Source organism: Salipaludibacillus sp. CF4.18 (genome assembly GCF_051262595.1).
Classification (GTDB): Bacteria; Bacillota; Bacilli; order Bacillales; family Salisediminibacteriaceae; genus Salipaludibacillus; species Salipaludibacillus neizhouensis.
In genome coordinates, this window is sequence record NZ_JBIMEV010000005.1 from 125,945 (window position 1) to 140,460 (window position 14,516).

A 14,516-nucleotide genomic window follows, 5' to 3' on the forward strand; every position below is an offset into this window, starting at 1 on the left:
TACGAATTGTAACCTTTCTTTTACTATACCATAACCCTATCTTTTTGAGGAAATGCCAAGGGATATTATATAGGTGAAATAATTTATTATTGGTGTGACTTGTGGAGTACTAAAAGAAGCATAAAGCGGCGACGATGCATGCAGGAAAAGGATCAAACGGTCTTCATTCGAAGAGGCTGAAACGCTTCCCATGGAGAGAGAGCATGGGCCGAAAGCGAACTAAAGCGCCTTTCTGTTCTTTCGTAATTAAAACAATCAAAAGAAAAGGACACTGAAAAAGTAATATCGACTTTTCAGTGCCTTTTCTGTTCTTCTGGTGTCAAAAATGTTACCCACGTTCTTAAATCAATTTCCTGTGCTGTTAGCATTGTTACTGGTGTTTGAATTACTATTGTTGTTACTGCCATTGTTATTAGCACTTTCGTTATCATTGGATTGAACCTCATTACTAGTCTCATCATCATCTTCTTCTTCTGGAGTAGCATTTGAGTTGTTATTTTCAGAGTTATTAACATTATTGTTACCTTCAGGTTGTTCAGGTTCAGGCTCAGGATCAGGTTCAGGTTCCGGTTCTTGTTGATTGTTTTCATTTTCTGCATCTGGTGCACTGTTATTGTTATCTGTATTATTATTTGCATTATCATTATCATTGGCATTGCTATCATTGTTTTCTTGACCTTCGTCTTCGTTGTTTTCTTCAGGCACTTCTTCTTCCACAGGTTCTGGGGCACTATATGTGCCCATGATGACTTCTGCGCTTCTGGAAGATTCTCTACCAGCAGAGTCTACGGCAGTTACATAGTAAGCACCTTGGCTTCCTGAGTAGCTGTTACTCTCATCCCAACGAACACTGCCTACTTTGGTAAAACTAGAGCCCTCTTCAGCAGAGTAGTAGATGCGATAGCCGACAACATCACCATCTGGATGGTTATTCCATGAAACATTTCCATTTGAAGATGATACGGATTGCAGCGAACCTGGTGTTTTCCCATTATTAGGAGCCTCACGATCAGGAACAAGATTATTCCAGTCATCTGGAATATATTCCGAAATATCACCATCATCAGCAAAGTCGAAAGAGTCTTCATCGATGGATACGCCGCTTTTTGTGAATTCATTTGGCGTAGAATCAAGTGCTTTATAGATCCCTTCAGCTACTGTCACGTAATCAACTCGCTGAAGACTGTCATCTTTTTCTGTTGGAACATACCTTGAATCAAATATGTCTGTTGTAACAAATCCAGCCTCGCGACATAAATCAGATGCAAGCTTGCCTGATAGACCGCAAATAGTTGCACTGACAATCCCACCAGGAGACTCAAAACTCTCCTCAGGTGCCATTAGATTAGGATCAACCTCATGGGCAGCATTAGCAAGGGCAGCCCAAAGCTTTTGTGTGCGCTGTCCATAGCTTAGACCATAAGCTTGTTGATCAATAGGGGTACTGTCATCATAGCCTAGCCAAATACCTTGTGTAACATTAGGATTTAAAGCTACAAACCAGGCATCTTTAACATCTTGTGTAGTACCTGTTTTTCCCGCCCAGTCTGCACTAAAGTTTAAATATCCCGGAACAGCTGAACCGGTACCCGGAGATTTCAAAACATCGCGCATAACGTCGAGAGTGAGATAGCTTGCTTGTGGTGAAATTACTTCCACTTCATTTTGCTCTTGTTCAAAGACAACGTCACCATCAGCGGTTTCTATTCTGTCAATAATATGGCTCTCGAGTCGCTTCCCATCATTAGCAAACGTTGAGAACGCACTTGTATTCGCTTCAGTGGATAAACCTAATGTCCCAAGAGGTGTGCCTTCAAATGGTTCTCCTAGGGCCATAAAATCTTCAAAACCGTAGTTAAACATTGCTTGTTGTGCTGTTTCATAATCAACATCATAAAACTCTCTAACGGCAGGGACGTTTCTTGATCTCACAAGGGCTTCTCTAGCAGTGATTAACCCTGAGTGCCTGAAATCAAAGTTATTAACAGTTTTCCCGGCATGTCTGTATTCAAAAGGAGTATCAGGAGTGATGAAGGCAGGTTGTAACGAACCTGTTTCAAAACCAAGGGCATAGGTCAATAACGGTTTCATTGTCGATCCAGTGTGCCGTATTGATTGAGTAGCGTGACTGTAGTTTTGAACGTCATAATCCCGACCAGCAACAAAACTGATAATTGCCCCTGTTTTATTATCTATTAAAACAGAACCTGTCTCTTCTAAGATAGAAACTTCTTCTGTTTCTCCATCCTCAGAAGTGACTTCTTCTGTTCGATCCACAAAGTATTCATAATCAGCAACTGCTTGCTGTTGCGCATCGTAAATCTCTTTATTAATTGTAGTATGGATTTTATATCCATTTCGTTGAAGAGCTTTCGCAGCTTCTTCTGCATACCTGTTTTCTAATAGTTGGACTCGGGATTCATCCTCAATTTCGCTAAGATCAATGTCATCTTCTTCCATCAAAACAATAGCTAACTTATCTACTGCCCGATTACGAACCTCATCAGTAATGAATGGGTATGCCTCATAGCTGCTAGGTTCAGGTTCAGTGAAATTCGCCCGGAAATCGTAGTCATTTGCTTCTTTTAATTCTTCCTCTGAAATATAACCTTTGGAAAGCATGCTGTTTAAAACGATATCCATTCTATTTAAAGCAGCTTCAAAATCTTCCTTTACTTCGCCATCTCCGGTAAACGGTGTATAAGCAAATGGACTTTGAGGTAACCCTGCGATAAATGCTGCTTGTGGGATATTTAAATCAGAAGCATCCACTCCAAAGATTCCTTGTGCGGCTGATTGAGCACCAGCAATTTGTTGACCTGAAGCATCTCGGCCAAATGGCACAATATTTAAATATGCTTCAAGAATATCTTCTTTTGCAAAGAAATTTTCTGTTCGCAGAGCCAACAGAATTTCAATAGCTTTGCGATCATGTGTTACTTCACTAGTAAGCAACTGATTTTTAATTAACTGTTGGGTTAAAGTACTACCACCTGTTTGCGTGGATGCGTTTGAAAAATCTTGATAAACAGCACGAAATAGTGCTTTCGGAACGATTCCATTATGTTCGAAAAAATATTCGTCTTCCGTAGCGATAACAGCATCGATTAAATGAGGAGAAATATCCTCCAAATCTACTTCACGTCTTTCCAGTGGACTTGGCATATCACCCAAGTATTCCTCACCAGCAAAGTATATTTCAGTTGCTTCTTCATAGTCGTAGATGCTTTGTTCCATTTCTTCAAAGCTTTGTATAGGTTCGTCTTGAACCAATGAAGCGAAGTATCCAGCACCAGCGCCACCGGCAAATGCTGCACCAACTATGCCCAAGATCGCAATAATTAAGAATAAGTTCCAGAATACTTTAGATGTTACTCGGACACCTTTTAATACATATCTCGGCTCTTTCCGTTGAAAGAGTTTTTTTAACGAAAATCGGTCTTCACTCATCGTTCATACCTCCTAAAAAGTCAATCATATTATAGCATATTAGTTAATTGATAAGTATAAGTAAACGAAATAAGTTTTATGTTTTTATTGACTTAGTCTGTGATATTGTGGTAAAAATAATAAACATATCAATTTGATACTTGCATTCAATGAAGAGGACCTAGTAGTTAATGTCTCCCTGTTTCAGAGAACCGGTGGTGCTGTGAACCGGTACAAAGACAGAAATGAATTACCACCTTGGAGAAAATCTATGGAAACATAGAACGTAGAGAGGCGTTAACTCTATTTTGAGCTGGGAAAACAACTTTTTCCAATCAGGGTGGTACCGCGATCAATTCGTCCCTTTATACTGAAGGGGCTTTTTTGTGTTTCTGGGATTGTTAACGCAGTTGAAAAGTATTCAATTTTGTTCCTGTAACGATTTCCATGATAATTGGTCATTAAAAGCTTAATAATAAAATGAACATATGAGGTGAATCACATGACATTACTAGAGGATTTAAAATTTAGAGGGCTTGTAAACCAGATGACAGATGAAAAAGGTTTAGAAAAATTGTTAAGTGAAGATAAAGTAAAGCTTTACTGTGGTTTTGATCCCACAGGAGACAGCCTCCACATTGGCCATTTATTGACAATCTTAACATTACGTAGATTTCAACTAGCAGGACACCGCCCATACCCGTTAGTAGGAGGAGCTACAGGTCTAATAGGGGACCCAAGTGGTAAAAAAGCGGAACGAACACTCAATGAGCAAGAGGTAGTAGAGGGATTTAGCGATAAAATCAGAGATCAACTATTGAAGTTTCTTGATTTCAAGGGTGAAAGTAAAGCTACGCTTGTAAACAATTATGAGTGGATAGGTTCTATGACTGTGATTGATTTCCTACGTGATGTTGGAAAATATTTTGGAGTAAATTATATGCTTGCGAAGGAATCAGTGGAATCACGTATTTCTTCAGGTATCTCTTTTACCGAATTTAGCTATCAAATCCTGCAATCCTATGACTTCTATCGATTGAACAAGGAAGAAGGAGTTAAACTTCAAATTGGTGGAAGTGATCAATGGGGGAATATCACAGCAGGTCTTGAGCTAATTCGCAGAATGTCTGGAATGGAAGAAAGCGAACGACCTGACGCCTATGGATTTACAATCCCACTAGTGACAAAAGCAGATGGATCTAAATTTGGGAAAACGGAAGGGGGAGCAATCTGGCTTGATCGAGATAAAACTTCTCCTTATGAATTCTATCAATTCTTATTAAATACAGAGGACCAGGATGTTGTTAAATTTCTGAAGTACTTTACGTTCCTTTCCAAAGAAAAAATAGATAAACTAGAGGTGGAAGTTCAGGAGCGTGCTCATGAACGTGCTGCCCAGAAAAAACTGGCTGAGGAATTAACTAGGGTTGTTCACGGAGCAGAAGCAGTAGAAGAAGCATGGAAGATTAGCGCCGCTCTATTTGGTGGAGGGGATTTAAAACAACTGACAGCAAATGAAGTGCTTCAAGGATTTAAAGACGTTCCTTCTTACAAAGTTAGTGAAGAAGGACTTGGATTAGTTGAACTTTTAGTTGAAGCTGAGATCGCATCTTCTAAACGCCAAGCGAGGGAAGACATTAAAAACGGAGCGGTTTACATCAATGGGGATCGTTGTCAGGAGATTGACAAGGTAATGGACGAAACAGATAAAATTGATGGGGAATTTACAATCATTCGCCGCGGGAAAAAGAAGTTCTTTCTAATTAAGTATTAAAACTAATAGGTTAACGGGTACCTTCACTATGGAAGGTACCTTTTTGGTGTTTTAGGGGCGTTAGCTGGTCTTAGCAGGTCGTAGAGAGGAAATGAGACTGACACTCGGTGGCGTGGAGCTGAAATGATCGCGTTGTGCGATGAAATGAATGGAAGAGGAGCTCAAATGAGTACGTTGCCCCGGTCATCAAATAAAAACGATTAAGTCCAACGTTGAGATAGAACGAAACGATCATTATGAAACAACAAAAAAACACAGCCGCATTGGGCTGTGTCTGAAATATTAACGTGAATACCACTCAACGATTAGTTGTTCATTGATTTCAGCAGGTAATTCAGAACGTTCAGGTAAACGAATGAACTTTCCTTCTAACTTGTCTGCATCAAATTCAACAAATGATGGTGTAAAGTCGTTCATTTCAAGTGCTTCTTTCACGATGTCAAGGTTACGAGACTTTTCGCGAAGTGTAATTGTTTGACCAGGACGTACGCGGAATGACGGGATGTCAACGCGAGCACCATCAACTAGGACGTGACCGTGGTTAACAAGCTGACGAGATTGACGACGAGTACGTGAAAGACCTAAACGGTAAACGATGTTATCCAAACGTGATTCTAATAGAATCATGAAGTTCTCACCGTGAATACCATCTTGTTTACCAGCATTAACGAATACCTTTTTGAATTGTTTTTCGTTCATGCCGTACATGTGGCGAAGCTTCTGCTTCTCTTGAAGCTGAAGACCGTATTCTGTTACTTTTCTTCTTGAGTTCGGGCCGTGTTGTCCAGGTCCGTATGGGCGTTTTTGAAGCTCTTTTCCAGTTCCGCTTAGAGAAATTCCTAAACGACGGGAAAGCTTCCAACTTGGTCCAGTATAACGTGACATATTGAGATCCTCCTTAAGGATATATAAGATTTCGTGAAATAATTAACAGTAGTAATCCCATTCACGTAGACATTTCATTTTCGGCACCTTCGCCTCGACAGCTGTAGGTTACGCAATACCCCTCGCATGTGCGGGAATGAAATGAGCTATATGATGTTTACTTTGGCTGTCTTATTTGCACAACGAATATTGTATAATTTTTAAGGCTCAATGTCAATACTACACAGATTTTAATAATAGTTTCTCTCTTCTATTATAAAATCCTAACATGATTTTCTGCGAAAACTTCAAACTAGGATACAAAATCAAAACCACCTTAGAAGCTTCCCAGAATCATAAAAGAATTAAAAATACAAAAAGCAAACTGTAATCTATTAATAATAAAAAAATTACCGATTTAATAGGAAAGACTTGATGAAAACGTGTATAATTAAGTTATGAATACAAAATTATATTAGAGATGAAAAGTGAGGGGAAAGAATGGCTAAAAAAGAACAATGTGATAAAAGTTCTAGGGGGGGAAGTCTTTGTCTGGTCGCTAAAATGCTGGAGAAAACTGGATTCACGAATGAACTAAGCCAATTCTCGCTAACATTTATACATATGTTAAAAGAGGAATTAGACTTACAGGAAGATTTTATTCTTTTCTTTAAAGATTCGTCACAACCATGCTTTCAACCTTATGAATCATCAAACATAAATGTACTAAATAGTAAAGACTATGAAAAGGTAGAAGCGTCTTCAATTCTGGAAGTATTTACGAACGAAGAAATGGAAATACGTCCCTTTTTAAAAAAACATGAGGTTACTTTAAAATCTCAATTATTTACGAATATTAAAAGTGACTATGTTTTATTCCCTTTGTATGCTAACAATGAAATGTTAGGCTTCGTTATGGTCCTTCTTTTAGAAAACGATAATTTTTCAACTAGTTCCGTTGAAGCTATTGCAGATATAAGTGAGCTGCTAGCTCCATGGTTTAAAAGATTGATAGATTATAAAGAAACGATGAATGAAAAAATTCAGAAAGAATTACTTCTAAAAGTAAATCGGAAGTTCTATTCGTCGATGGATGTTAACGGTATTTTAAAGGAAATTCTTCATGCATTAAGTGAAGCATATCCAACATTTACTATAGAATTACTTTTATCTAATGATTGGAAGGTTTCTGAATACTTATCAGCTCAGCCACTTGATATAAATGATGGTAAAGAAAATTATGCAGCAGAAGCCTATCTAACTGGAAATGTGTTAACAATGGATCTAATTGAGAAGAAAAAAACAATGCTGTATATTCCCCTTAAAGGAAAACAAGGAGTATACGGAGTATTTAAAATGACAGCTACATACTCTCAAATATTCAAAGATCAAGAAATTGATTTCATTCAAGTGTTAGCAGATACCGGTGGAATCGCAATTGAAAATGCAGAACTGTATCAGCAATCAAGGAAACATATAGCTGACCTTCAATTAATCAATCAAACGTCCCATGAGTTAAATGGTAATTTAAAATTAGATGAAGCAATAGGCATTCTTGTAGAAAAAATGAAGAAGGCATTTTCAGCAGATGAAGTTTGTTTTCAGATGGCGGATCGGCACTTGTTAAATGATCATTCGGAAAATAAGCTTTTTTCCTGTGAACAAGTTAAAGTCTTAAGTGAGCAACTTTTGACTCAAATGGAAGAAACGCAAAAAGAAATATTTCACAGCGATTTTCAAAAAACTACTAACGAAGTCGTTCCATATAAATCAGTAATAGGTGTACCAATGCTTCATGATAATCATATTTTAGGCGCCGTAATTGTGTTCGGTAAAGAAGAATATGCATTCAGCTATGATGCATTTAAACTGTGTCAATCACTTGTGCATCACTCTACTTTAGCTTTTGTTAATGCGATGTTACATGCTGAAATGAAAGAATTGATCATAACAGACTATCTTTCAAAATTGTATACGAGAGAGTATATGGATGAACAGGTTCTTGGATCTATGAATGCAGATGGATTTGGCTCATTTGTTTTATTGGATATTGATAATTTTAAAAAAGTTAACGATCAGTACGGTCACCAATCTGGAGATGATGTCATTATTCAAGTAGCTAAGGTGATTATTGAAAACATTAAATCCGGCTATGATATCCCTGTGCGATGGGGAGGAGAAGAATTGGCAATATATTTGCCTCGAACAAAGATAGTAGATGCTAAAAACGTAGCGGAAAGAATTAGAAAAAAAGTGGAAATACTTACACTTCCAAAAGTGACGGTTTCCTGCGGTGTATCTTATTGGTCTAATACATTGGGAGTACCTTCAGCGACTAAGCTTTTCAACCAAGCAGACAATGCCATGTATGAAGCGAAGAATTCCGGTAGAAATACCGTCATAGTTTATCAAGAAACGGATTAGTAAATTAAAAGTGAACTGTAAATGTGTCTCTAGAACCGTATAAAATTAAAGAATCTAGTTATTGCGATGCCGCTAGTCTCAATGGAAAAGATCTTATGAGATAAAGCGGCATAAGCTAACACTTACTGTAGTCCTGAATTACAAATGTTTAAGCAAGGTAGAAGCAAATTGTTCGAGTCCTTTTTGGTCTTCTTCAGAGAATCTATTTTTACTAGGGCTATCGATATCCAGAACGCCAATAAGACTTCCATTTTTCAATAAGGGCACCACAATTTCAGAGTTTGAAGCTGCATCACAGGCTATATGACCTGGAAACGTGTGAACGTCCTCGATACGGAGAGTACGTTCCTCTTTCGCAGCAGTTCCACAAACACCTTTTCCATATTTAATTCTTACGCATGCAGGCATGCCTTGAAATGGTCCTAATACTAATTCATTTTCTTTCCACAAGTAAAAACCAACCCAATTTACATCAGAGAGAAATTGATTCAACAAGGAGGAAGCATTGCTAAGGTTAGCAATTTGATCTTTTTCGCCTTCTAGAAGGGCATCTAATTGCTTAGTAAGTAACGTATACTTTTCCTCTAAAGATCCTTGATACGTATTTGTTTGAAACATACATCGTCATCCTTTCAGACATTTTGAAAAAGTATATCATATCGCTTATTGCAATGAAATATATAATCTTGTCGATTAGTTTTTGCAGGAGAATAATTTGCAATCATGAATATGTTATATAGAGAGTAATAGATAGGAGGAAGTGACGACGATGGAGAAAAAAGCCTCTAAAGAAAAAGTCCTTGAAGCGGCCATTTCACTTTTTAATGTGCAAGGCTATTCTGGTACCTCTGTAAGAGATATTGCGAAAAAAGCGGAAACTAACGTTGCCCTAATATCATATTATTTTGATGGGAAACAAGGATTATTAGAGTATTTGATGACAAAATTTTTAGAGGGATATGTTTCAGCAATTGAATTACAGGTTCAAAAACGAAGAAATGATAGCGAAGCGGTGTTCGATTCATTATTAAAAGCTATATGGGGCGTGATGATTTATCAAAAGAAACATCACGAATTAGCAAGATTTGTACATCGGGAAATCACCTTGGATACAACTCTCGTTCGTGAATTGATGGCTTCTTACTTAGCGAAAGAGAAGCATTTATATGAGTTGTTACTTGAGATGGCGTATGAAGAGGGGGAGTTGAAGACCTTGCCGAATGAGTATTTTGTGCTGCAACTGCGCGGAATGTTGACATTGCCTTTTTTACATCCTCAATATATTCGGGAGGTCTACCATCTCATGCCTCATGAAAATGATTTCCTGGATCAGTATTTCTCGGAATTGTGTCAGTGGGTTTCTACGCATTTTAATGACTCTGTTACGAGTGTTCCATCAATTGTGAGGTAGACACATTCCTAATTAAATAAAATTATCAAGTTCAGCCTTTCCAATTCCAATTTGTTTAGCTTGGTGTGAATCTGAGCCGTATACACATTGGATGCCTAACTGTTTAGCACGCAACAAGACTTCAATAGGGGGATAGACCTCCATACAATGTTGTTTAACAAGCCCGGCAGCGTTTACGTCTAGTGACATGTTATGTTCTTTCATACTACGTAACACGAGATTGATATAGTTACTGTCATCAAAGTTTGTAGGGAAAAGTTTTTGGAATTTCCTTACCAAAGTCATATGTCCTAAGCGTTTAGGCTTGAAAGGTCCGAGATCCCATCGAATAGATCGGAGCAAACATAAATAATACAGTTTATAAACATCTTCTACTGTGTCGCATTTTTTAATTAAAAATTCAAAGCTCTCAGGTGAAAAGTCCATACAAGTATAGTGGCCTTCTGTTGTCTGAAGAAAGTGAAGAGATAAAATCGAATCATCAATAAAAGGTCCCCACTCATCTAAAAATTCTCGTGTTTCTTGCTCAAAACCCTCTATATAATCTACTTCCAATCCCGTGTAGATAGTAATGTGCTGGCTATATTCCTGCTTCATTTCGTTACATGCTTCTATGTATTGAGGTAATAAATCAAGGGCTAATCCACTGTCCTTATCAGGAACTGGATCTGAAAAACCCCGTGGTAAAGGCGCGTGTTCTGTGAATGATATGGTTGAAAATCCTTGTTTAATAGCTTGTTCAATATAGCTGCTAAACATATCTTTTGACCCATGGGGACAAAAAGGGGTGTGAATATGACCATCTCTTCTTATCATAATTAAATGTCTCCTTTTAGCTTTTTAAAAATTAATATTCGAAAGAAGTGAGTGACATTTCTTTTGGGAAAAATAGAAATTATTTCGACAAAATTATCTTATTACGTGATATGATAGGGATAAGTATATGTAGAACCTGAAGAAAAATGTAAAAAAAGATAATTAAGTAAGTAAATATAGTGAAATAAATAGCTAGGTTAATAGTTTGTCGATTTTACGATTAGGATATATTATATCATAATTTTATGAATATTTTCATGAAAATGCGTTGGAGGAGGCCTCATATGTTTATGTATGTCATTTATGGCTCTATTCTTCTATTTTTAATTATAATTATTTATGGGGCTTGGTCGCGAAAAAAATTATATAAAGAAGTAGACCGATTAGAGAATAAAAAGATGAAGATGATGAATGAACCAATAACGGAAGAGCTTTCGAGAATTAAAGGGTTAAGGATGTCCGGTGAAACGGAAGAGCGCTTTGGACAATGGCGGGAAGAGTGGGATAATATTGTAACGATCCAACTTCCGGATATGGAAGAAAAGCTGTTTGATATTGAAGAGTTGGCTAACAAGTACAGATTTTTTAAAGCAAAGCAATATGTTAGATTTGTAGATACTGAACTTGATGCTGTCCAGCAGCAAATGAAAGAAATGGTTCAGGAAGTAGATCAATTAATACATAGTGAAGAGCAAAACCGTAAAGATATAGATGGTGTGAAGGACCTATTTCACGAAACAAAGAAGAAATTGTGGGTACAAAAAGGAACCTTGGGTCAAGCGGCATCAACTTTTGATCAAAAGTTGAAAGAAATCCAACTAATGTTTGAAAGCTTTGACGAGGAAACAGAAAAAGGTAATTATTTTCAAGCGCGTCAACTACTTTTGAAAATGTCCGAGCTTTTAAAGGAATACCAAGATGTGATGGTGGAAGTCCCTCAATATCTAGTAAGAATAGAGAAAGAAATTCCTAAGCAATTAGAGGACTTGGAAAAAGGTTTTACCGAGATGGAGAAGGAAGGTTACTCCCTTCATCATTTTTCATATCAACTACAAGTAAATGAGATGAAACGGCGATTGATTGTTCTTTTACCTTTAGTGGAGAGTTTAAATCTTGAAGAAGTAAAAGAGCCGATAGAAACTACAGATAGTGAAATAAACGATATCTACGAAAAACTTGAACACGAGGTGTTATCTAAAAACTTTGTTGAGAAAGAATTACAAGTATTAAGAGAACATCTTTCAAAGCTACCACAATCCTATCAATCACTAAGCGCTGAAATTGAAACATTGAAATTAAACTATCAATTAACAGAAGATGATGACAAACAGCAAATTAAAATAGAGAAAAATATTAAAGAACTTTTTAATCAACTCTCTGTAATTGAAGATGCTATGGAGGAAAAGAAACAGTCCTTCACAACATTGAGAAGTATGACACAGGATTTTAAGATTGAACTTGATAATGTCGAAAGTGAAGTGAAAGAAATGCATGATAACTTTCAACACTTGCGAAGTGATGAACGAAAAGCAGAAGAAACAATTCGTCAAATGCAAACGGATTTGACTCAAGGGCAGAAACGATTGAAGCAAAGTAATATTCCTGGAGTTCCAGAGTTACTGCTGATGCAATTGGATGAAGCGGAAGAAATATTAAATAAAGCATTAGAGAGTTTAGACCAGATTCCAATTTCCATTCAGAATGTTAATAAACATGTGGAAGAAGCTAAAAAACATATTGATTCGTGTCTAGAAAACTTAGATCAGACCATTAAGAAAGCAAAGAAGGCTGAACTTGTCATTCAGTATGGGAACAGATATCGCAGTGAGTATGATCACGTCAATATTAAGCTATTACAGGCGGAGGACCGCTTTCGGCATTATTTGTACGAGGAGTCGCTTGAATTTGCTTTAGAAGGTGTGGAATTAGTCGATCCGAAGGTTTTAGAGAAAGTTCAAGAACTGGAAAAGCTTCAGGTGTCTTATTATTAGGGGGGCTTTTATGAAAAAAGGATACATGAAACGAGTACTCTAATCATAAACGTTCTGAGAAACAACTTGCATTTACTTCAAATACTTCAGAAATAAAAATCAAAGACTCGGAAAAATGGTTGACCGAAGCTATACCTATTAATGAAAAAGGAATTTTACCAGGAGATTTTAACGATTTGACTTCTAACGGTGTCATATCCGTAGATGTTATACTAGACGCATTAGAAGAAGAAAGAAATAGCGAGTGAAGGACAAAAGCCGGTACATTGAGGAATCTCTCAATATACCGGCTTTTTGCAAGGTTAAAAAGTATAAGTTGACATCTACCTTTACGCTTGGTAAATCAAGGGGCGAAAGCTCATGCCGTATTGAATAAAAGACGGCTAGGCCGTTTTCTTACTGACTTAGTTTATTTTCTTAGATGGCGCTGGTTGAAAGATTCCGGAGTAAATAAAACCAATAGCTGCACCTAGAATAGCAGGTAGAATCCAAGCCAATCCCTGTTCTGTAAAGGGAAAAAAGGATAAAAAATTTATCTTGTCCTCTGTCATTACTCCACCGGCAATCAGACCATCTGAAATGCTGATAATTGCTGTTCCGAAAACTGCTCCTGCATAAACCTCTTTTCTGCCATGAAAAAAAGTATCTAATAGTGTTAGGATAATTAATACAATAGCGATGGGATAAATGATTATTAATATAGGCAGAGAAAATTGAATAAGTTGTGTCAGTCCCATATTAGCCATAATTAGACTAAAGAGGGCCACACAACCTGTTGAGACGACATATGGAATGGAAGGTATGGTTTTAGAGATATACTCTCCGAATGCTGAGATTAACCCTACAGCAGTAGTTAAACAAGCAATCGTAATAATTAATGATAAGAGAACTAACCCAGTAGAACCAAGTAACGACCGTGAAATACTGGTTAGAGCAAGCCCTCCATTTTCTTGATAACCGAGGATCGAGACACTTGTCGAACCAAGATAAGCTAAAGAAATATAAACGAAAACTAGACCAACCCCAGCGATAAAGGCTACTTGCACGGAATGGTGAATTAACCTTTTTCTATCTGATAATCCACGTTCTTTCATACGGGTGATGACAATTGTACCGAAGACTAGTGCACCAATTGCATCCATGGTAAAAAACCCTTCTTGAAAGCCGGTGAAAAAAGCAACATTCGTATATTCATTAATAGGATCTAGTGCAAATCCAATCGGTGAAACAATTCCTGCTACAGTTAACGTCAGTAAAGTTATCACTAAAATGGGAGTCAAGACTTTACCGATTCGTGGTACAAGCTTTGAGGGATTCAAACTCAGCCAATAGCTTATCCCTAAAAAAATAATAGTGAAAATAAACAGGGGGAAAGTTGTCATCCCCTCATCTAAATAAGGTAATATTCCAATTTCAAAGGCAACAGAGCCTGTTCTGGGAATACCAAAAAGAGGTCCGATAGCTAAATAGACGATAAAAGGGAAAATAAGTCCAAATATTTTGCCGACTCGGCCAGAGATTTGTTGCAAGTCACCACCCGATTTTGCAATTGCAATGATAGCAAGGATGGGAAGGCCAACGCCTGTAACAAGAAAACCAGCGACCGCCGACCAAACCGAAGTGCCAGCTTCTTGTCCCAATAATGGTGGGAAAATCAAATTGCCAGCACCCAGGAAAAGTGCAAACATCATTAACCCAATGATCATAGTGTCTTTATATGTGTAAGGTTGAGTTTTAATCATGTCATGTACCTCCAGTAAATATTCAAGATTGTAGTGAGTTAAATAATAACAAGGGAAATTTTATC

Annotated in this window: 9 protein-coding genes and 1 other annotated feature; of the genes, 4 read left to right on the plus strand and 5 right to left on the minus strand. The window is 37.3% G+C overall.

Annotated elements, in window-relative coordinates:
• Positions 1–345: 345 nt before the first annotated feature.
• Positions 346–3,450, minus strand: coding sequence for a transglycosylase domain-containing protein (locus ACHABW_RS05525; RefSeq protein WP_435754424.1), 3,105 nt, complete (start codon positions 3,448–3,450; stop codon positions 346–348).
• A 140-nt stretch (positions 3,451–3,590) separates the two neighbouring features.
• Positions 3,591–3,797, plus strand: a binding site (T-box leader).
• Between the two features lie 134 nt (positions 3,798–3,931).
• Between ACHABW_RS05525 and tyrS the strand changes: the two genes are divergently transcribed.
• Positions 3,932–5,203, plus strand: a complete 1,272-nt coding sequence (tyrS, locus tag ACHABW_RS05530; RefSeq protein WP_435754425.1) for a tyrosine--tRNA ligase — start codon at positions 3,932–3,934, stop codon at positions 5,201–5,203.
• 282 nt (positions 5,204–5,485) lie between these two features.
• Here the strand turns inward: tyrS and rpsD are convergent, their stop codons facing one another.
• Positions 5,486–6,088 (minus strand): 30S ribosomal protein S4, encoded by a 603-nt coding sequence (rpsD, locus tag ACHABW_RS05535; protein ID WP_435754426.1) that lies wholly within the window; start codon positions 6,086–6,088, stop codon positions 5,486–5,488.
• Between the two features lie 480 nt (positions 6,089–6,568).
• Here rpsD and ACHABW_RS05540 point away from each other — a divergent pair, with 480 nt between their 5' ends.
• Entirely contained in the window at positions 6,569–8,491 is a 1,923-nt protein-coding gene (locus ACHABW_RS05540; protein ID WP_435754427.1) for a sensor domain-containing diguanylate cyclase, read from the plus strand.
• A 138-nt stretch (positions 8,492–8,629) separates the two neighbouring features.
• Here the strand turns inward: ACHABW_RS05540 and ACHABW_RS05545 are convergent, their stop codons facing one another.
• Entirely contained in the window at positions 8,630–9,109 is a 480-nt protein-coding gene (locus ACHABW_RS05545; RefSeq protein WP_435754428.1) for a GAF domain-containing protein, read from the minus strand.
• Between the two features lie 151 nt (positions 9,110–9,260).
• On the opposite strand from ACHABW_RS05545, the gene refZ reads away from it, so the two are divergent.
• Positions 9,261–9,902 (plus strand): forespore capture DNA-binding protein RefZ, encoded by a 642-nt coding sequence (gene refZ, locus ACHABW_RS05550; protein WP_435754429.1) that lies wholly within the window; start codon positions 9,261–9,263, stop codon positions 9,900–9,902.
• A 12-nt stretch (positions 9,903–9,914) separates the two neighbouring features.
• On the opposite strand, the gene hisJ is transcribed toward refZ, so the two are convergent.
• The gene (gene hisJ / locus ACHABW_RS05555; RefSeq protein WP_435754430.1) at positions 9,915–10,718 is read right to left on the minus strand and encodes a histidinol-phosphatase HisJ; all 804 of its coding nucleotides are present in this window, start codon (positions 10,716–10,718) and stop codon (positions 9,915–9,917) included.
• Positions 10,719–11,002: 284 nt separating this feature from the next.
• Between hisJ and ACHABW_RS05560 the strand changes: the two genes are divergently transcribed.
• Positions 11,003–12,709, plus strand: coding sequence for a septation ring formation regulator EzrA (locus ACHABW_RS05560; protein ID WP_435754431.1), 1,707 nt, complete (start codon positions 11,003–11,005; stop codon positions 12,707–12,709).
• Between the two features lie 404 nt (positions 12,710–13,113).
• On the opposite strand, the gene brnQ is transcribed toward ACHABW_RS05560, so the two are convergent.
• The gene (gene brnQ, locus ACHABW_RS05565) at positions 13,114–14,451 is read right to left on the minus strand and encodes a branched-chain amino acid transport system II carrier protein (protein ID WP_435754432.1); all 1,338 of its coding nucleotides are present in this window, start codon (positions 14,449–14,451) and stop codon (positions 13,114–13,116) included.
• Positions 14,452–14,516 lie beyond the last annotated feature (65 nt).